The sequence below is a fragment of the Streptomyces sp. NPDC089424 genome (assembly GCF_044749345.1).
Lineage (GTDB): Bacteria > Actinomycetota > Actinomycetes > Streptomycetales > Streptomycetaceae > Streptomyces.
Genome location: NZ_JBIVHU010000005.1, coordinates 57,577 through 76,691 on the forward strand (window position 1 = coordinate 57,577; position 19,115 = coordinate 76,691).

The 19,115-nt window shown below is 74.9% G+C and carries 14 protein-coding genes and 1 pseudogene; 13 read left to right on the forward strand and 2 right to left on the reverse strand.

Annotated features, from left to right (window positions below):
• Positions 1-42 precede the first annotated feature (42 nt).
• The 7 genes from ACIP2X_RS22850 to cobI are packed head-to-tail and all read left to right on the forward strand — an operon-like array spanning position 43 to position 10,848.
• Positions 43-993 carry a cobalamin biosynthesis protein gene (locus ACIP2X_RS22850; RefSeq protein WP_401675965.1) on the forward strand — a complete coding sequence of 317 codons (951 nt, stop codon included), beginning with the start codon at positions 43-45 and terminating at the stop codon, positions 991-993.
• On the forward strand, positions 990-2,501 hold the full coding sequence (locus ACIP2X_RS22855) for a cobyric acid synthase (RefSeq protein WP_401675967.1): 1,512 nt from the start codon (positions 990-992) through the stop codon (positions 2,499-2,501). Before ACIP2X_RS22850 ends, ACIP2X_RS22855 begins: the two co-directional genes overlap by 4 nt.
• Positions 2,498-6,151, forward strand: a complete 3,654-nt coding sequence (gene cobN / locus ACIP2X_RS22860) for a cobaltochelatase subunit CobN (protein ID WP_401675969.1) — start codon at positions 2,498-2,500, stop codon at positions 6,149-6,151. Before ACIP2X_RS22855 ends, cobN begins: the two co-directional genes overlap by 4 nt.
• The gene (locus ACIP2X_RS22865) at positions 6,148-8,148 is read left to right on the forward strand and encodes a putative cobaltochelatase (protein WP_401675971.1); all 2,001 of its coding nucleotides are present in this window, start codon (positions 6,148-6,150) and stop codon (positions 8,146-8,148) included. The genes cobN and ACIP2X_RS22865 overlap by 4 nt, the downstream gene beginning before the upstream one ends.
• Positions 8,148-8,756 (forward strand): cob(I)yrinic acid a,c-diamide adenosyltransferase, encoded by a 609-nt coding sequence (gene cobO / locus ACIP2X_RS22870; RefSeq protein WP_401675973.1) that lies wholly within the window; start codon positions 8,148-8,150, stop codon positions 8,754-8,756. Before ACIP2X_RS22865 ends, cobO begins: the two co-directional genes overlap by 1 nt.
• Positions 8,750-10,120: a cobyrinate a,c-diamide synthase gene (locus tag ACIP2X_RS22875; RefSeq protein ID WP_401675975.1), complete on the forward strand. Its 1,371-nt coding sequence runs from the start codon at positions 8,750-8,752 to the stop codon at positions 10,118-10,120. The genes cobO and ACIP2X_RS22875 overlap by 7 nt, the downstream gene beginning before the upstream one ends.
• The gene (gene cobI / locus ACIP2X_RS22880) at positions 10,117-10,848 is read left to right on the forward strand and encodes a precorrin-2 C(20)-methyltransferase (protein WP_401675977.1); all 732 of its coding nucleotides are present in this window, start codon (positions 10,117-10,119) and stop codon (positions 10,846-10,848) included. Before ACIP2X_RS22875 ends, cobI begins: the two co-directional genes overlap by 4 nt.
• Positions 10,849-10,859: 11 nt before the next feature.
• Here the strand turns inward: cobI and ACIP2X_RS22885 are convergent, their stop codons facing one another.
• Positions 10,860-11,585: a ZIP family metal transporter gene (locus ACIP2X_RS22885; protein WP_401675979.1), complete on the reverse strand. Its 726-nt coding sequence runs from the start codon at positions 11,583-11,585 to the stop codon at positions 10,860-10,862.
• A gap of 82 nt (positions 11,586-11,667) precedes the next feature.
• Here ACIP2X_RS22885 and cobM point away from each other — a divergent pair, with 82 nt between their 5' ends.
• Genes cobM through cobC form a run of 6 tightly spaced genes read left to right on the forward strand, consistent with a single transcriptional unit; the run spans position 11,668 to position 17,928 of the window.
• Positions 11,668-12,486, forward strand: a complete 819-nt coding sequence (gene cobM, locus ACIP2X_RS22890; RefSeq protein WP_401675981.1) for a precorrin-4 C(11)-methyltransferase — start codon at positions 11,668-11,670, stop codon at positions 12,484-12,486.
• Positions 12,483-13,718, forward strand: a complete 1,236-nt coding sequence (cbiE, locus tag ACIP2X_RS22895; RefSeq protein WP_401675983.1) for a precorrin-6y C5,15-methyltransferase (decarboxylating) subunit CbiE — start codon at positions 12,483-12,485, stop codon at positions 13,716-13,718. Before cobM ends, cbiE begins: the two co-directional genes overlap by 4 nt.
• Positions 13,715-15,388: a precorrin-3B C(17)-methyltransferase gene (gene cobJ, locus ACIP2X_RS22900; protein WP_401675985.1), complete on the forward strand. Its 1,674-nt coding sequence runs from the start codon at positions 13,715-13,717 to the stop codon at positions 15,386-15,388. Before cbiE ends, cobJ begins: the two co-directional genes overlap by 4 nt.
• Positions 15,385-15,972 (forward strand): precorrin-8X methylmutase, encoded by a 588-nt coding sequence (locus tag ACIP2X_RS22905; RefSeq protein ID WP_401675987.1) that lies wholly within the window; start codon positions 15,385-15,387, stop codon positions 15,970-15,972. The genes cobJ and ACIP2X_RS22905 overlap by 4 nt, the downstream gene beginning before the upstream one ends.
• A complete protein-coding gene (locus ACIP2X_RS22910; protein WP_401675989.1) occupies positions 15,969-16,883 on the forward strand; it encodes a sirohydrochlorin chelatase in 915 nt (304 codons plus the stop codon). The genes ACIP2X_RS22905 and ACIP2X_RS22910 overlap by 4 nt, the downstream gene beginning before the upstream one ends.
• Positions 16,873-17,928 carry an Rv2231c family pyridoxal phosphate-dependent protein CobC gene (gene cobC / locus ACIP2X_RS22915; protein ID WP_401675991.1) on the forward strand — a complete coding sequence of 352 codons (1,056 nt, stop codon included), beginning with the start codon at positions 16,873-16,875 and terminating at the stop codon, positions 17,926-17,928. The genes ACIP2X_RS22910 and cobC overlap by 11 nt, the downstream gene beginning before the upstream one ends.
• Before the next feature lie 95 nt (positions 17,929-18,023).
• On the opposite strand, the pseudogene ACIP2X_RS22920 reads toward cobC, so the two are convergent.
• Positions 18,024-18,942, reverse strand: a pseudogene (locus ACIP2X_RS22920) (SCO1860 family LAETG-anchored protein).
• Positions 18,943-19,115: the final 173 nt, after the last annotated feature.

Below are 19,115 nucleotides of genomic sequence, written 5' to 3' on the forward strand. Positions count from 1 at the left end.
CCCGCACCAGGTCTCTGCCCGCCCGCACGGCCGGCTGAGCGCGTGCGTGCCGATCGCGTCTTCGCGTACGGCGCCGCCGCCGGCCTCCTCGGCGACCATGTGCTCGGCGACCCCCGCCGGGGGCATCCGGTCGCCGCGTTCGGGCGGGCCGCCGCCGCGGTGGAACGGGTGCTGTGGCGGGACCACCGCGGATGGGGCGCGCTGCACACCGTCGTGTGCGTGGGCGGCGCCGTCGCCCTGGGCGCCGCGGCCCACCGGGCGGTACGGTCCTCCCCCGCCGCTTCCGTCGCGCTGACCGGCGTCGCCACCTGGGCCGTCGTCGGCGGGACCTCGCTCGCGCGGGAGGCCCGGGCCGTCGGGCACGCCCTGGAGGCGGGGGACGTCGAGGCCGCGCGGGCCCGGCTGCCCCATCTGTGCGGCCGCGACCCGCAGGCGCTGGACGCGCCGGGGATCGCGCGGGCGGTGGTGGAGTCCGTCGCGGAGAACACGTCCGACGCCGTGGTGGGCGCGCTGGTGTGGGGGGCCGTGGGCGGGGTCCCGGGGCTGCTCGGGTTCCGTGCGGTGAACACGCTGGACGCGATGGTGGGGCACAGGTCGCCGCGCCACCGCCGCTACGGATGGGCCAGCGCACGGCTCGACGATCTCGCCGGGTGGCCGGGCGCCCGGCTGACGGCGTCGCTCGCCGTGCTGGCGGGCGGCGACGCGCGAGGTGCCGTACGGGCCTGGCACAAGGACGCCGCGCGGCATCCGAGTCCCAACGCCGGGCCCGTGGAGGCCTCGTTCGCGGGGGCGTTGGGGGTGCGGCTCGGGGGGACGTTGTCGTATGCGGGCCGGGTCGAGCACCGGCCCGTGCTGAACGGTGGGGGGCGTGCGGTGGAAGTCGGCGACATCGAGCGGGCCGTCCGGTTGTCCCGGCGGGTGGGCCGGCTGGCCCTCGGGGCCTGCGCGGCCGGAGTGTGGCTGCGGGGACGGCTGTCGAGGAGGCCGGCGTGAACGGGCGCGGGCTGCTGATCGCCGGCACCACCTCGGACGCCGGCAAGAGCGTCGTCACCGCCGGCATCTGCCGCTGGCTGGTGCGCCAGGGCGTGAAGGTGGCGCCCTTCAAGGCGCAGAACATGTCGCTCAACTCGTTCGTCACCCGCGAGGGCGCCGAGATCGGTCGGGCGCAGGCCATGCAGGCGCAGGCCTGCCGGGTGGAGCCGACCGCGCTGATGAATCCCGTGCTGCTCAAGCCGGGCGGCGAGAGCAGCAGCCAGGTGGTGCTGCTCGGCAGGCCCGTCGGGGAGATGAGCGCGCGGGGCTACCACGGCGGACGGCAGCAGGCGTTGCTCGGGACCGTGCTCGACTGTCTCGCCGAGTTGCGGGGCACGTACGACGCGGTGATCTGCGAGGGGGCCGGATCTCCGGCCGAGATCAATCTCCGGCGGACCGACATCGTCAACATGGGGATCGCCCGCAATGCCGGTCTCCCGGTGCTCGTCGTCGGCGACATCGACCGCGGCGGCGTCTTCGCCTCCTTCTTCGGGACCGTCGCGCTGCTGTCCCGTCAGGACCAGGAGCTGATCGCCGGGTTCCTCGTCAACAAGTTCCGCGGCGACGTCTCGCTCCTCGAACCCGGCATCGACATGCTGCACGGCCTCACCGGGCGGCACACCTACGGCGTCCTGCCCTTCCGCCACGGCCTCGGCATCGACGAGGAGGACGGGCTGAGGGTGTCCCTGCGGGGGGCGGTGCGCGAGTCCCAGGTGGCCGCCCCGGTCGGCGAGGACGTGCTGCGGGTGGCGGTGTGCGCCGTGCCGCTGATGTCCAACTTCACGGACGTCGACGCCCTCGCCGCCGAACCGGGTGTCGTCGTGCGGTTCGTGGACCGCCCCGAGGAACTGGCGGACGCGGATCTGGTGGTGGTGCCCGGCACCCGGGGGACCGTGCGCGCCCTGGAGTGGCTGCGCGAGCGCGGGCTCGCGCGGGCCCTCGTGCGCAGGGCCGCCGAAGGGCGTCCGATCCTCGGCATCTGCGGCGGCTTCCAGGTCCTCGGCGAGCACATCGAGGACGACGTCGAGAGCCGGCGCGGGCAGGTCGACGCGCTCGGAGTGCTGCCGGTGCGGGTGCGGTTCGCCCGAGAGAAGACGCTCACCCGGCCGGTCGGCGAGGCCCTCGGGGAGCACGTCGAGGGGTACGAGATCCACCACGGGGTCGCCGACGTCGAGGGCGGCGAACCCTTCCTGGACGGCTGCCGGGTCGGCCAGACCTGGGGCACGCACTGGCACGGCTCGCTGGAGTCCGACGGCTTCCGGCGGGCCTTCCTGCGCGAGGTGGCCGCCGCCGCGGGCCGCCGCTTCGTGCCGGCGCCCGGCACCTCCTTCGCCGCGCTGCGCGAGGAGCAGCTCGACCGGCTCGGCGACCTGATCGAACAGCACGCGGACACGGACGCGCTGTGGCGGCTCATCGAGTCCGGCGCGCCGCAAGGACTGCCTTTCCTTCCACCGGGAGCGCCCGCATGAGCACAGTGTTGTTGTTGTCCACCGCCGACACCGATCTGCTGGCGGCCCGTGCCTCCGGCGCCTCCTACCGGATCGGCAACCCGACCCGCGTGGACGCCGAGGGCGAGCTGCCCGCGCTGGTCGAGGGCGCGGACATCGCCGTCGTACGGCTGCTGGGCGGCAAGCGGGCCTGGGAGGACGGACTCGCCCGGCTGCGGGCGTCGGGGATCCCCACCGTGCTGCTCGGCGGGGAGTCCGTGCCGGACGCCGAGCTGATGGCCGAGTCGTCCGTGCCGGCCGGAGTCGTGGCCGAGGCACTGCGCTACCTCGTCGAGGGCGGGCCCGAGAACCTCACCGAGCTGGCGCGGTTCCTGTCGGACACGGTGCTGCTGACGGGTGAGGGCTTCGACGAGCCGCGGAAGATGCCGGAGTACGGCGTCCACGGCTCCCGCGCGTTCACCGAGGGCCGTCCGACCGTCGGCGTGCTCTTCTACCGGGCCCACGAGCTCAGCGGCAACACCGCGTTCGTGGAGACCCTGTGCGACGCGATCGAGGCGCGGGGCGCCAACGCCCTGCCCGTGTACTGCGGTTCGCTGCGCGGCGCGGACCCGGGGCTGTACACGCTCCTCGGGAAGGCCGACGCGCTGGTCGCCACCGTCCTGGCCGCGGGCGGGACGCACGCCTCGCAGGCGTCGGCGGGCGGCGACGAGGAGGCGTGGGACATCGGCAGGCTGGCCGAGCTGAACGTGCCCGTGCTGCAGGGACTGTGCCTGACCTCCTCGCGGGACGCCTGGGACGCGTCCGACGCCGCCCTCTCCCCCATGGACGCGGCGATGCAGGTCGCGATCCCGGAGTTCGACGGCCGTCTGATCACCGTCCCGTTCTCCTTCAAGGAGCAGGGCCCGGACGATGTGCCCGTGTACGTGGCCGACCCCGAGCGGGCCGGACGCGTCGCCGGGATCGCCGTACGGCACGCGCGGTTGAGGCACAAGCCGAACGCCGACAAGAAGCTCGCGCTCGTCTTCACCGCCTACCCGACCAAGCACTCGCGCGTCGGCAACGCGGTCGGCCTGGACACGCCCGCCTCCGCGGTGCGGGTGCTGGACGCGCTCCGGCAGGCCGGGTACGGGGTGAGCGCATACCCGGACAACGGCGACGAGTTGATCCACCTGCTCATCGAGGCGGGCGGGCACGACGTCGAGTGGCTGACCGAGGACCAGCTGGCGTCGGCGCCCGCGCGCGTGCCGCTCGCCGACTACCGGGCGTGGTTCGCCGAGCTCGACCCGGAGCTGCGGGAGGCCATGACCGAGGCGTGGGGCGAGCCGCCGGGTTCGCTGTACGTCGACGGGGACGACATCGTGCTGGCGTCCCTGCGGTTCGGGAACGTCGTCGTGATGATCCAGCCGCCGCGCGGCTTCGGCGAGAACCCGATCGCGATCTACCACGACCCGGACATGCCGCCGTCGCACCACTACATGGCGGCGTACCGCTGGCTGGAGAACTCCTTCGGCGCCGACGCCCTCGTCCACATGGGCAAGCACGGCACGATGGAGTGGCTGCCCGGCAAGGGCCTCGGACTCAGCGGCGGCTGCGCACCGGACGCGGTCCTCGGGGAACTGCCGCTGATCTACCCGTTCATCGTCAACGACCCCGGCGAGGGCACCCAGGCCAAGCGGCGCGGACACGCCACCGTCGTCGATCACCTGGTGCCGCCGATGGCCCGCGCGGACACCTACGGCGACCTTGCGAAGCTGGAGCAGCTGCTCGACGAGTACGCGCTCGTCTCGGACCTGGACCCGACGAAGGCACCGGCGGTCAGGGCCCAGATCTGGACGCTGGTCAAGGCGGCCGAGCTCCACCACGACCTGCATGTCGACGAGCAGCCCGGCGACGCCGACTTCGACGAGTTCGTCATGCACATCGACGGCTATCTGTGCGAGATCAAGGACGTGCAGATCCGCGACGGACTGCACATCCTCGGCGGCGGCCCGGTCGGCGAGCCGCGCGTGAACCTGGTCCTCGCGGTGCTGCGTGCCTCGCAGGTGTGGGGCGGCCGGGCGAACGCGCTGCCGGGGCTGCGGGCGTCCCTGGCCGAGCACTTCGGGCTGGTGGAGAAGGAGCTGCTGGCGGAGCCGGGCGCGCCGCTGAAGGTTCCGGTCGAGCTGAGCGACCTCGTCGAGGGCCCGTCCCGTACCGCCGCCGACGCCGTCGACCTGCTGGAGCAGCTGTGCCGGCGGCTCGCGGAGGGGATGGAGGAGCGGGGCTGGGCGGCGTCCGGGAGCGCGGCGCTGGTACGGGAGGTGGTCGGCACCGAACTGCCCGAGGCCGTGGCCGTGCTGGAGTTCGCCTGCGACGAGGTGGTGCCGCGGCTCGCCCGCACGACGGACGAGATCGGCCACATCCTCAAGGCGCTCGACGGCGGTTACGTCCCGGCGGGTCCGTCGGGCTCGCCGACACGCGGACTGGTCAACGTGCTGCCGACCGGCCGGAACTTCTACTCCGTGGACCCCAAGGCCATCCCGTCCCGGCTGAGCTGGGAGGTCGGGCAGTCGCTCGCCGACTCGCTGGTGCAGCGGTACCTCCAGGACACGGGCGCGTACCCGAAGTCCGTCGGCCTGACGGTCTGGGGAACCTCGGCCATGCGCACCCAGGGCGACGACATCGCCGAGATCCTTGCGCTGCTGGGCTGCCGACCGGTGTGGGACGACGCCTCGCGCCGGGTGACCGGGTTCGAGATCATCGGCCTCGGCGAGCTGGGACGGCCCCGCATCGACGTCACCGTCCGCATCTCCGGCTTCTTCCGGGACGCGTTCCCGCACGTCGTCGGGTTGATCGACGACGCGGTGCGGGCGGTCGCCGAGCTGGACGAGCCCGCGGAGTCCAACTACGTACGGGCGCACGCCGACGAGGACACCGCCGCGCACGGCGACCGGCGGCGCGCCACCGCGCGCGTCTTCGGCTCCAAGCCGGGCGCGTACGGCGCCGGGCTGCTGCCGCTGATCGACGCCCGCAACTGGCGCTCCGACGCCGACCTCGCCGAGGTGTACGCCGTCTGGGGCGGGTACGCCTACGGGCGCGGGCTCGACGGGCGGGCGGCACGCGGGGACATGGAGACGGCGTTCCGGCGGATCGCGGTCGCGGCGAAGAACGTCGACACCCGCGAGCACGACCTCGTCGACGCCGACGACTACTTCCAGTACCACGGCGGCATGGTCGCCATGGTCCGGCACCTCACGGGCGCCTCCCCCGAGGCATACGTCGGCGACTCGGCCACGCCCGACCAGGTCAGGACCCGCACCCTCGGTGAGGAGACGCACCGCGTCTTCCGGGCCCGTGTGGTCAACCCGCGCTGGATGGCGGCGATGCGGCGGCACGGCTACAAGGGCGCCTTCGAGATGGCGGCGACCGTCGACTACCTCTTCGGCTACGACGCCACCGCCGGGGTCGTCGACGACTGGATGTACGAGAAGCTCAGCGCGGAGTACGTCTTCGACCCGGAGAACCGCGACTTCATGAAGCAGTCCAACCCGTGGGCGCTGCGCGGCATCACCGAGCGGCTGCTGGAGGCCGCCGACCGGGGGCTGTGGGCGGAGCCGGACGCGGGGACGCTGGAACGGCTGCGGGCGACCTACCTCGAACTCGAAGGCGACCTGGAGGGCGACGACAAGTGAGCACCCCCTTTCCGTTCACGGCCGTCGTCGGACAGGACGACCTGCGCCTCGCACTGCTGCTGAACGCCGTGTCCCCGGCGGTGGGCGGCGTGCTCGTCCGCGGCGAGAAGGGCACCGCCAAGTCGACGGCGGTGCGGGCGCTCTCGGCGTTGCTGCCGCAGGTCCCCGTGGTCCCCGGCTGCCGCTTCTCCTGCGACCCAGCGGCGCCGGACCCGGCCTGCCCGGACGGACCGCACGAGCCCGGCGCCGGGGCCGCCCGGCCGGCCCGCATGGTCGAGCTGCCCGTCGGTGCCTCCGAGGACCGGCTGGTCGGCGCGCTCGACATCGAGCGGGCGCTCGCCGAGGGCGTGAAGGCCTTCGAACCCGGGCTGCTCGCCGACGCGCATCGCGGGATCCTCTACGTGGACGAGGTCAACCTCCTCCACGACCATCTGGTCGACCTGCTGCTGGACGCCGCCGCGATGGGCGCCTCGTACGTGGAGCGCGAGGGCGTCTCCGTACGGCATGCCGCGCGGTTCCTGCTCGTCGGGACCATGAACCCGGAAGAGGGCGAGCTGCGGCCGCAGTTGCTCGACCGGTTCGGGCTGACCGTCGAGGTCGCCGCCTCGCGGGAGCCCGACCAGCGCGTGGAGGTCGTCAAGCGGCGCCTCGCCCACGACGCCGATCCCGCTGCCTTCGCGGGCCGGTGGGCGGCCGAGGAGAGCGCCGTACGGGCGCGGATCGCGGCGGCGCGGGAGCTGCTGCCGTCCGTGCTGCTGGGCGACGGGGCGCTGCGGCAGATCGCGGCGACCTGCGCGGCCTTCGAGGTGGACGGCATGCGGGCCGACATCGTGATGGCCCGCACCGCGACCGCGCTGGCCGCGTGGGCGGGGCGGACCGAGGTGCTGGCGGAGGACGTGCGCCAGGCCGCGCTGCTCGCGCTGCCGCACCGGCGCCGGCGCAACCCGTTCGACGCGCCGGGCCTGGACGAGGACAAACTGGACGAGACGCTGGAGGAGTTCGCGGAGCCGCCCGCGCACCAGGACGACGACGATCCCGACCCCGACGGACCCGGCGGCGGTCCCGGCGGGGGCGGCGGGCAGCCCGACGGGGAGCCGCAGGGCGACGGTGCCGGGGCGCGGCCCGAGGAGTCGGCCGAGGGTGCGCCCGTCCCGTCCGGGGCCGGCGAGCAGTCCGCCGTACGGGCGGCCGAGCCCTTCCGGACCAAGGTGCTGAGCGTGCCGGGGATCGGGGAGGGCACCGCGGGGCGGCGTTCGCGGGCGCGGACGGAGCACGGGCGGACCACCGGGGCCCGGCGGCCGCGGGGGGCGCTCACGGCGCTGCATCTGGCGGCCACCGTGCAGGCCGCGGCGCCGCATCAGCGGGCGCGGGGACGGTCGGGGCGCGGCCTGGTGGTGCGCCGGGACGATCTGCGGCAGGCGACGCGGGAGGGGCGCGAGGGCAATCTCGTGCTGTTCGTGGTCGACGCCTCCGGGTCGATGGCGGCCCGGCAGCGGATGGGCGCCGTGAAGGGTGCCGTGCTGTCGCTGCTGCTGGACGCCTACCAGCGGCGGGACAAGGTGGGCCTGGTGACCTTCCGCGGTACCGGTGCCGACGTCGCGCTGCCGCCGACCTCGTCCGTGGACGCGGCGGCGGCCCGGCTGGAGTCGCTGCCCACGGGCGGCCGTACGCCGCTCGCGGCCGGTCTGCTCAAGGCGCGCGACGTGCTGCGCGTGGAGCGGCTGCGGGATCCGGCCCGGCGGGCACTGCTCGTGGTGGTGACCGACGGGCGGGCCACCGGAGGGCCGGAGCCGGTCGCGAACGCCGGGCGGGCGGCCCGGCTGTTCGGCGCCGACGGGGTCGCCTCGGTGGTCGTGGACTGCGAGTCGGGGCCGGTGCGGCTGGGACTCGCGGGGCAGCTCGCGGCCGAACTGGGAGGTACGGCGGTGACGCTGGAGGCGTTGCGCGCCGACGCCATCGCCGGGCTGGTGAAGGACGTACGCAGGAGGGCCGCGTAATGCCGCAGGGACAACCGAGTGTCGTGCCGGACGACGGACTGACCACGCGTCAGCGGCGCAACCGGCCGCTGGTCGTGGTGCACACCGGCATCGGCAAGGGCAAGTCGACCGCCGCCTTCGGGCTGGCGCTGCGGGCCTGGAACCAGGGCTGGCCGATCGGGGTGTTCCAGTTCGTCAAGTCGGCGAAATGGAAGGTCGGCGAGGAGAACGCGCTGCGGGTGCTGGGCGCCAGCGGCGAGGGCGGGTCCGTCGACTGGCACAAGATGGGCGAGGGGTGGTCCTGGGTCCAGCGGGACCTCCAGGGTGACAACTCGACCAACGAGGAGAAGGCCCGGGAGGGCTGGGAGCAGGTCAAGCGGGACCTGGCCGCCGAGACGTACAAGCTGTACGTGCTGGACGAGTTCGCCTACCCGATGCACTGGGGGTGGGTCGACGTCGAGGAGGTCGTGTCCGTGCTGCGGGACCGGCCCGGGGCCCAGCACGTGGTGATCACCGGGCGCAACGCCCCGCGGGCGCTCGTCGACTTCGCCGATCTCGTGACCGACATGTCCAAGGTGAAGCACCCGATGGACGCCGGGCAGAAGGGGCAGAGGGGCATCGAGTGGTGACGTCCGTGCCGCGGCTGGTCGTCGCCGCGCCCGCCTCGGGGAGCGGCAAGACCACCGTCGCCACGGGGTTGATGGCCGCGTTCGCCGCGCGGGGGCTCGCCGTGTCCCCGCACAAGGTCGGGCCGGACTACATCGACCCCGGGTACCACGCGCTCGCGACCGGGCGGGTGGGGCGCAACCTCGACGCGTACCTGTGCGGACCCGAGCTGGTGGCTCCGCTGTTCCTGCACGGGGCGCGCGGTGGCGACATCGCCGTGGTCGAGGGGGTGATGGGGCTGTTCGACGGTGCCGCCGGGGAGGGGGAGCTGGCGTCCACCGCCCATGTCGCCAAGCTGCTGCGGGCGCCGGTGGTGCTCGTGGTCGACGCGTCCTCGCAGTCTCGGTCGGTGGCGGCGCTGGTGCACGGGTTCGCGTCCTTCGACCCGGAGCTCCGGATCGGGGGCGTGATCCTCAACAAGGTCGCCTCGGACCGGCACGAGGAGTTGCTGCGCGAGGCGCTGGAGTCCGTGGGGGTGCCGGTGCTCGGGGTGCTGCGGCGGGTGGCCCAGGTGGACACCCCCTCCCGGCATCTGGGGCTGGTGCCGGTCGCCGAGCGGCGGCCCGCGGCCGTCGAGGCGGTGGCCGCCATGGCCGCGCAGGTGGAGGCCGGCTGCGATCTGGAGGCGTTGCTGGCGCTGGCGCGCGCGGCGGCTCCCTTGCCGTGTGCGGCCTGGGACCCGGCCGGGGCCCTGGGGGCTCCGCCCGCGAAGGATCCGGGCCCGCGCGTGCCGGTGGCCGTCGCCGGGGGTCCGGCCTTCACCTTCTCCTACGCAGAGCACGCCGAGTTGCTCGCCGCCGCCGGGGCCGAGGTCGTGGTGTTCGATCCGGTGCGCGACGAGCGACTGCCCGACGGCACCCGCGGACTGGTCGTGGGCGGCGGATTCCCCGAGGTGTACGCCGGGGAGCTGTCGGCCAACGAGCCGCTGCGCAAGGCCGTCGCGGCGCTCGCCGAGCAGGGCGCGCCCGTCGCCGCGGAGTGCGCCGGACTGCTGTACCTGTGCCGGGAGCTGGACGGGCAGCCGATGTGCGGGGTGCTCGACGCGGACGCGCGGATGTCGCAGCGGCTGACCCTCGGCTACCGGGACGCCGTCGCCGTGAGCGACAGTGTGCTCGCGCCGGCGGGGACGCGGATGCGCGGGCACGAGTTCCACCGCACGGTCGTCGAACCGGCGGCCGGGCCGGCGCCCGCCTGGGGGGTGCGCGTCCCCCGGCCGCGCGTGGAGGGTTTTGTGGAGCGCGGTGTGCACGCGAGTTTTCTGCACACGCACTGGGCGTCGGCGCCCGGTGTCGCCCGTCGGTTCGTGGAGAGGTGCCGGACGTCATGAGCAGCAGGCTGGTGGGAGTGGGGGTCGGGCCGGGCGACCCGGAGCTGGTGACCGTGAAGGGCGTGGGCGCCCTGCGCGCCGCCGCGCTCGTCGTCGTACCGGTCATGGACACCGGGGAGCGGGGGCGTGCCGAGGCGACCGTGCTGCACTACGTACCCGAGGAGAAGGTGGTCCGGGTCGTGTTCGCGCTGAACGAGCGGACCGACCGGACCCGCCGTGAGGCGGCGTGGGACGCCGCCGGTGAGCGGGTCGCCGGGCTGCTGCGCGAGCACGCCCACATCGCGTTCGCCACCATCGGCGATCCGAACGTGTACTCCACGTTCACCTATCTCGCGCAGACCGTCGCCGAGTCGGTCCCGGGCACCGTCATCGAGACCGTGCCCGGCATCACCGCCATGCAGGACCTCGCCGCGCGGTCGGGTGCGGTGCTGACGGAGGGGACCGAGCCGCTCACGCTGGTGCCGGTGACCGCCGGTGCCGCGGTGCTGAAGGAGGCGCTGAACGGGCCCGGGACCGTCGTCGCCTACAAGTTCGGCCGGCAGGCGGCCGAGGTCGCCGAGGCGCTCCGTGAGAGCGGCCGGCTGGAGGGTGCCGTGTGGGGGTCCGCGCTGGGGCTGCCGGAGGAGTCCGTCCGGCCCGCCGCCGAGCTCGACGGGGCGCCGCTGCCGTATCTCTCCACGCTCATCGCGCCCGCGCGACGCGAGGGTGGGCGGGGCGGCAAGCTGTGACGCTCCCCCGGTCATTCGGCGATGCCCACCACCAGCCAGATGAAGGCCGCTCCCCCGACCGTGCACAGCAGGGTCGGCCCCGCGGCGTGCTTGTGGTGGGCCTCGGGCAGGATCTCGGCGGCGGCCAGATAGAGCAGCGCCCCGCCGAACAGGCCGAGATAGCCGCCCAGTACGGGCTTCGGGATGGTCACGAGGAGGGTGCTCGCCGCTCCCACGACGGGTGCCACGGCGTCCGCGAACAGCATCGCGAGCGCCCGGCGCCGGGCGTTGCCGTACAGGGTCGTGAGGGTGAAGGTGTTGAAGCCGTCCGCGAAGTCGTGGGCGATCACCGCGAGCGCGACCGCCACGCCCATGCCCTCGCCGATCTGGAAGGCGGCGCCGATCGCCACGCCGTCCATGGCGCTGTGCGCGACCATCGCGGCGGCGGCCGTCAAGCCCACCTCGGGCGTGCGCTCGTGCTCGTCGGCGCCGTGCGCCGCGCGACGCGCCGCCAGCAGGCGTTCCACACCGTGGGCCAGCAGGAAGCCGGCCACGAACAGGAGCAGGGCGGCCGGCACGCCGTGCACCTCGGTGCCGGCCGCCGCGAGTGCCTCCGGCAGCAGGTCCATGCCGACCACACCCAGCATCAGGCCGCCGGCCAGGCCCAGCACGAGGTGACGGCGGTCCGTCACGCGCTGCGCCGTCCAGCCACCCGCCAGCGTCATCAGGAACGCGCCCAGCGCGACGAAGACCGCCATGTGCCCTTGCTATCCGATCAGCCCGCGCTCGCGCACATCCGGCCGCACGCGCGTTGACTTCCGTACGAGAGGACTCGAACCCATGGCCGAAGCCCCCACCGGCAAGGTGACCTTCGTCGGTGCCGGCCCCGGCGCCGCCGATCTGCTGACGTTCCGTGCCGCGCGCGCCATCGCCGAGGCCGACGTCGTGATCTGGGCCGCGAGCCTGGTCCAGGCGGAGGTCCTCGAACACGCCCGCGAGGGCGCCGAGATCCTCGACTCGGCGGCCCTGTCGCTGGAGGACGTCGTGGCCGTCTACGAGCGGGCGCGTGACGAGGGCCTGCGGGTCGCCCGCATCCACTCCGGCGACCCGGCGCTGTGGGGCGGCACCCAGGAGCAGGTCGACCGGTGCGCCGCGCTCGGCATCGCGACCGAGATCGTGCCCGGCGTCTCCTCGTTCTCCGCGGTGGCCGCGATCGCCGGGCGGGAGCTGACCATCCCCGAGGTGGCGCAGTCCGTCGTGCTCACCCGGCTCGGCGGCGGCAAGACGCCGATGCCGCCCGGCGAGGAGGTGCGTGAGTTCGCCCGGCACGGCACCACCATGGCGATCTTCCTGTCCGCGGCCCGCAGCGGGCAGTTGGTCCGGGAGCTGCTGGAGGGCGGGTACCCGACGAGCACCCCGGTCGTCGTCGCGTACCAGGCGACCTGGCCCGAGGAGCTGGTCGTCAGGTGCACTATCGGGACGCTGGAGGAGACGGTGAAGGAGCACAAGCTCTGGAAGCACACCCTCTTCCTGGTCGGCCCGGCCCTCGACGCGCACGGCACCCGCTCGCACCTCTACCACCCGGGCCACTTCCACGGCTTCCGCAAGGCCGACCCGGAGGCCCGCCGGGCGCTGCGCGAACGAGGTGCGAGCACGTGATCACGGTCGTCGGCACGGGCACCGGTGCGCCGCTGCCCGACGACGTGGCCGACGGCGCCGAACTGGTCGTCGGCGCGCGGCGCCATCTGGAGGCCGCCCGCCTGCCCGAGCGGGCCGAGCGCATCGTGCTCGGCCCGCTGGCGCCCGCCCTCGACGCCATCGAGGAGTACGTCGCGAAGGACCGGCGGGTCGTGGTGCTGGCGTCGGGGGACCCCGGGTTCTTCGGGATCGTGCGGGCGCTCGCCGAGCGGTTCGGGGCACGGCGGCTCCGGGTCAGGGCGGGTGTCTCGTCCGTGGCCGCCGCGTTCGCGCGCGCCGGGCTGCCCTGGGACGACGCGGTGGTCGTCTCCGCGCACGGGCGGGAGCTGCGGACGGCGGTGAACGTGTGCCGGGCGCGGCCGAAGGTGGCCGTGCTGACCGGGCCGGGGTCCGGTCCGGCCGAGCTGGGCGCGGCGTTGCGGGACGCCGGCCGGGTGCTCGTCGTCGCCTCCGCGCTGGGTGACCCCGCGCGGGAACGGGTGGAGCGGGTGACGCCCGCCGAGGCCGCGGCCCGGGACTGGGGGCCGGCGGTGAACGTCGTGCTGTGCCTGGACGAGCGGCGGGCGCTCACGAGCGTGCGCACCGTCGCGGGCCCCGCCGCGGGACCCGCCGGATGGGCCCTGGACGAGGACGCGTTCACCCACCGGGACTCGATGATCACCAAGTTCGAGGTGCGGGCGCTTGCCCTGGCCCGGCTCGGACCGCGCCTCGGTGACCTGGTCTGGGACGTCGGGGCCGGGTCCGGCTCGGTGGCCGTCGAGTGCGCGCGGCTGGGCGCCGCGGTCGTCGCCGTGGAGAAGGCGGCTGACGGTGCGCGGCGGATCCGGGCCAACGCCGAGGCGCACGGCGTCGACGTGCGGGTGGTGCACGGCACGGCTCCGGAGGTGCTCGCCGGGCTCGACGATCCCGACGCGGTGTTCGTCGGGGGCGGGGGACGTGAGCTTCCCGACCTCGTCGCGCGGTGCGCGCGGCGGGCGCGGCGGACGGTGGTCGTCGCGCTGGCCGCGCTGGACCGGGTGCCGGGGGCGCGCGAGGCGCTCACGGGGGCCGGGTTCACCTGTGACGGGGTGCTGTTGCAGTCCTCGCGGCTCGCGCCGCTGCCGGGCGAGGTGAGCCGTCTCGCGGCCACCAACCCGGTCTTCCTGCTGTGGGGCGTCCGGCCTCCGGCTCGTACCGAAGGAGTTGCTCAGTGATCGGCCTCATCTCCGCCACGGCGGCGGGAGCGGCGGCGCGGGACCGGCTGGCCGCGGCCTGGCCGGACCGGACGCGGGTGTACGAGGGTCCCGTGGGGGACGCCGTGCGGGCCGCGTTCGCGGAGTGCGGGCAGCTGGTGTGTTTCCTGGCCACGGGCGCCGTGGTGCGGCTGGTCGCCCCGTTGCTGGGTGACAAGGCGTCCGACCCCGGGGTGGTGTGCGTCGACGAGGGCGGCCGGTTCGCGGTGTCCCTGGTGGGCGGGCACGGCGGCGGCGCCAACGAACTCGCCCGCGAGGTGGGCGCGTTGCTGGGCGCCGAGCCGGTGATCACCACGGCGACGGACTCCGTCGGTCTGGCCGGCCTGGACACCCTGGGCCTGCCCGTGGAGGGCGCCGTGGCCGCCGTGTCCCGTGCCCTGCTGAACGGCGAACCCGTCGCCCTGCGCGCCGAGTCGGCGTGGCCGCTGCCCGCGCTGCCGGTCGCCGCGGAGGGGGCCCACGTCATCCGGGTGAGCGACCGTGCCCTGGAGCCGGCGGAGGGCGAGGTCGTGCTGCGGCCGCCGTCCCTCGTCGTCGGCGTCGGCGCCTCGAAGGGAGCCCCCGTCGACGAGGTGCTCGCGCTGGTCGAGGGCGCGCTGCGGGAGGCCGGTCTGTCCCCGCGCAGCATCGCCGAACTCGCCACCGTCGACGCCAAGGCCGAGGAGGCCGGGATCGTCGCCGCCGCCGCGCGGCTGGGCGTGCCCCTGGTGACGTACTCCGCGGAGCGGCTGGCGGCCGTGGCGGTCCCCAACCCCTCCGACGCCCCCCTCGCCGCCGTCGGCACCCCGTCCGTGGCGGAGGCCTCGGCGCTGCTCGGCGGCGGTGAACTCCTCGTCCCCAAGCGGAAGTCGGCGATGGCGACCTGTGCGGTCGTACGGCGGCCCGCGCGCGGCCGGCTCGCGGTGGTCGGGCTCGGGCCCGGGGCCCGCGATCTGCTCACCCCGCGTGCCGAGGCGGAATTGCGCCGCGCGTCCGTGCTCGTCGGCCTCGACCAGTACGTCGACCAGATCCGCGACCTGCTGCGCCCCGGCACCCGGATCCTGGAGTCCGGGCTGGGCGCCGAGGAGGAGAGGGCCCGGACGGCGGTCGAGGAGGCCCGCGCGGGACACGCCGTCGCGCTGATCGGCAGCGGTGACGCGGGCGTGTACGCCATGGCGTCCCCGGCGCTGGCCGAGGCCTGCGACGACATCGACGTGGTCGGCGTCCCCGGAGTGACCGCCGCGCTCGCGGCCGGCGCGATCCTCGGGGCGCCGCTCGGGCACGACCACGTCTCGATCAGCCTGTCCGACCTGCACACGCCGTGGGAGGTCATCGAGCGGCGGGTGCGGGCGGCCGCCGAGGCGGACATCGTCGTGACGTTCTACAACCCGCGCAGCCGGGGCCGGGACTGGCAGTTGCCCAAGGCGCTGGCGATCCTGGCCGGGCACCGGGCGCCGACGACCCCCGTCGGCGTCGTGCGCAACGCCTCCCGGCCGGACGAGTCCAGCCGGCTGACCACCCTCGCCGCGCTCGACCCGGCGACGGTCGACATGATGACGGTCGTGACCGTGGGCAACACGGCCACCCGGGAGATCGCGGGGCGTATGGTGACGCCGCGCGGCTACCGCTGGCAGCAGGAGGAGACCCGGTGAACCGTGTGGTCCACCCCATCGAGCAGGAGTCGTTCCGGCGGCTGCGCGCCCGGCTGGACACCTCGCACTTCCCGCCGCTGACCCGGGCGGTGGTGGAGCGGGTGATCCACTCCGCCGCCGACCTGGACTACGCCACGGACCTCGTGACGGCCGAGCCGGACCTCGAGGGGGCGTACCGCGCGCTGCACTCCGGCGCCCCCGTCGTCGTGGACGTCGAGATGGTCGCCGCCGGGATCACCCGGCGCGACACCGTCTGCCGGCTCAGGGACGCCCGCTCCGGTCCGGGGCAGACGCGCTCGGCGCACGCCGTGCGGCTCGCTTACGAGCAGGTCGGTCCCGGCGCGGTCTGGGTGATCGGCTGCGCCCCGACAGCGCTGGAGGAACTGCTGACCCTTCACGCGGATCCCGCGCTGGTGATCGGGCTGCCCGTCGGCTTCGTCGGCGCCGCCGAGTCCAAGGCGGCGCTGCGGGAGAGCGGACTGCCCGCCGTGAGCAACGTGTCCGAGAAGGGCGGCTCGGCGGTCGCCGCGGCCGCGCTCAACGCCCTGCTGTACCACCCCACTTCGTACGAGGAGAAACCGTGACCACCGCGCCGCCCGCCCTGCTCATCGCCGGCCACGGCACCCGGGACGACGCCGGAGCCGAGGCGTTCCGCGACTTCGTGCGGGAGCTGGGGCGCCGCCACCCCGAACTCCCCGTCGCGGGCGGCTTCATCGAGCTGTCCCCGCCGCCGCTGGGCGAGGCCGTGACCGAACTGGTGGAACGGGGCGTACGCCGTTTCGCCGCCGTGCCGCTGATGCTGGTGTCCGCCGGGCACGCCAAGGGCGACATCCCCGCCGCGCTGGCCCGGGAGAAGGAGCGGCACCCGGGGATCTCGTACACCTACGGCCGCCCGCTGGGCCCGCACCCGGGGCTGCTGGCGGTGCTGGAGCGGCGCCTGGACGAGGCGCTGGGCACCGGGGGGCGCAGGCCCGGCGACCGCGCCGACGTGACCGTGCTGCTGGTCGGGCGCGGGTCGACCGACCCGGACGCCAACGCAGAGGTGCACAAGGCGGCGCGGCTGCTGTGGGAGGGGCGAGGGTACGCCGGGGTGGAGACCGCGTTCGTGTCGCTGGCCGCTCCGGACGTGCCGAGCGGCCTGGACCGGTGCGTGCGGCTCGGCGCGCGGCGGATCGTCGTGCTGCCGTACTTCCTGTTCACCGGCATCCTCCCCGACCGGGTGCGGTCGCAGACGGAGGGCTGGGCGGCCGCGCACCCCGAGGTCGAGGTGCGTTCGGCGGACGTCATCGGCCCGGAGCCGGAGCTGCTCGACCTGGTGATGGAGCGCTACGAGGAGGCCGTGCGGGGCGATCTGCGGATGAACTGCGACACCTGCGTGTACCGGATCGCGCTGCCCGGCTTCGAGGACAAGGTGGGCCTGCCGCAGCAGCCGCACTTCCACCCCGACGACGACGGCCACCACCATCACCACGGCGCCCATTCCCATGCCCACTGACGGGCCCGACCTGCGCCATCACGGCGACGCCGAGGTCCGCGACGACGGCGCGGCCCTCGTCGACCTCGCCGTCAACGTCCGCGCGGACACGCCGCCGGCCTGGCTGCGGGAGGTGATCGCCGGCTCGCTGTCGGGGCTCGCCGCCTATCCGGACGGGCGCCGGGCGCGGGCCGCGGTGGCGGCGCGGCACGGGGTCGGCGCGGAGCGGGTGCTGCTGACGGCGGGGGCCGCCGAGGCGTTCGTGCTGCTGGCGCGGGCGCTGAAGGTGCGCCACCCGGTCGTGGTGCACCCTCAGTTCACGGAGCCGGAGGCGGCGCTGCGGGACGCGGGGCACACCGTCGGCCGGGTGCTGCTGCGCGAGACGGACGGCTTCCGGCTGGATCCGTCGGCCGTCGCGGAGGACGCCGACCTGGTGGTGATCGGCAACCCGACCAACCCGACGTCGGTGCTGCACCCGGCCGGCGTCCTCGCCCGGCTGGCCCGTCCCGGACGGACGCTGGTCGTGGACGAGGCGTTCATGGACGCGGTGCCCGGTGAGCGGGAGGCGCTGGCCGGCCGGACGGACGTGCCCGGACTGGTCGTGCTGCGGAGCCTGACGAAGACATGGGGTCTGGCCGGGCTCCGCGTCGGCTACGTCCTCGCGGCACCGGAGACCGTCGGGGAGCTGGAGCGCGCCCAGCCGCTGTGGCCGGTCTCCACCCCCGCCCTGGCCGCCACCGAGGCGTGTGTGGCGCCACGGGCGCTGGCGGAGGCGGCCCACGCCGCCCACCGCGTCGCGGCCGACCGGGCCCACCTGGTGGCGGGGCTGTCGCGCGTGCCCGGCGTCCGGGTCGTGACACCGGCCGAGGGCCCTTTCGTCCTCGTCCGCCTGCCGCACGCGGCCGCGGTACGCCGGCGGCTGCGCGCCCTGGGCTTCGCGGTCCGGCGTGGGGACACCTTCCCCGGACTGGGCGAGGAGTGGCTGCGGCTCGCGGTACGGGACCGGGTGACGACGGGTTCGTTCCTCCGCGCGCTGGAGCGGGCGATCGGGGCTGCGGAGGGCTGATCCGGTCGGCGCGCGCAGGGCGCGTCGGCCCCTGCCGAGCACGGCACGGACCGACGCGCCGGACGTCCCCCGAAGTTCCTCGGCCCCCCGTGGGCTCAGCCGCGGTTGCGGCGGGCCAGGGCGACCGCTCCCCCGCCGGCGACGAGCAGCGCGACCGCGCCACCCGCGATGTACGGCGTCATCGAGTTGCCGCCGGTCTCCGCGAGGCCGGCCTCCGCGGCTCCGCCCTGGGGCTCGACCTCGGTCACGGGGTCGGCGCTCGGCTCGGGCGCCTCCTCCTGCGGCCCGGCGGGCGCCGGCGGCGTCTCGCAGGTCGCCTCGGCCAGGGTCACGGTGCCCTGCACATCGGCCACGTCGAGCTTCAGCGGGTTGACGGACACGTTCAGTTCGAGAGCGGTGGCGGCCGCCGTACGGGAGGTCGTCTCCCGCTGGGACAGGTCCAGGCGCACCTCGCCCACGCCCGGTACCTCGACCTGTGTCGTGCCTCCGGCGGTGAGCGTCACCTTCTTGCCCAGCACCGTGACACCGGCCACGTCCGACTCGGCGACCGGCGCCTTCCCCGCCGCGCAGGTCGCGGTCGACGTGACGGTCTCGACCTCGATGACCGACAGCAGAGGAAGACCGGGCACGTTCAGCCGGGCATCGACGAGCCGGGTGCTGCCCTCCGCCGTCCCGTCGGCCACGGTGGGCCTTGGCCTGCGCGACGTCGGCGCGCAGCACGCTGAACGGCTTTCCGCCGTCGACGCCGTCCAACTGGGCGGTGAGCGCGGTCTTCTCGGCGCTGTGCGGGGCGTGCACCTCGTTGAGGGTGACCGCGAGCGGGACGTCGACGGTCTTGTCGACCAGCGAGACGTTGAGTCCGGTACGCAGGACCAGGGCGCTCGCGCGGCCCTCCTCGGGAGTCGCCTGCGCGGAGCCCGCGCCGGCCACGACCGCGGGACCGGCGGCGAGGACGGCGGCGGCCGCGAGCGCGACCGGACGGCGGGCGGGCATACGGAAGTTGTTTCTGTTCAAGGCGGTGGGACCCCCCGGAAGAGTGACGCTTGGGACTTCGCAAGGATTACGCACCGAGAGTGAACGGGCGGCGATCCTGCGTCACTTCACTCCATCGTGGGGTTTCTGCGAACGAGTTCGATTTCCCGGCACGGGTGTTCCCCGTCTACTCCCCGTCTACTCCCCGTCGGCTG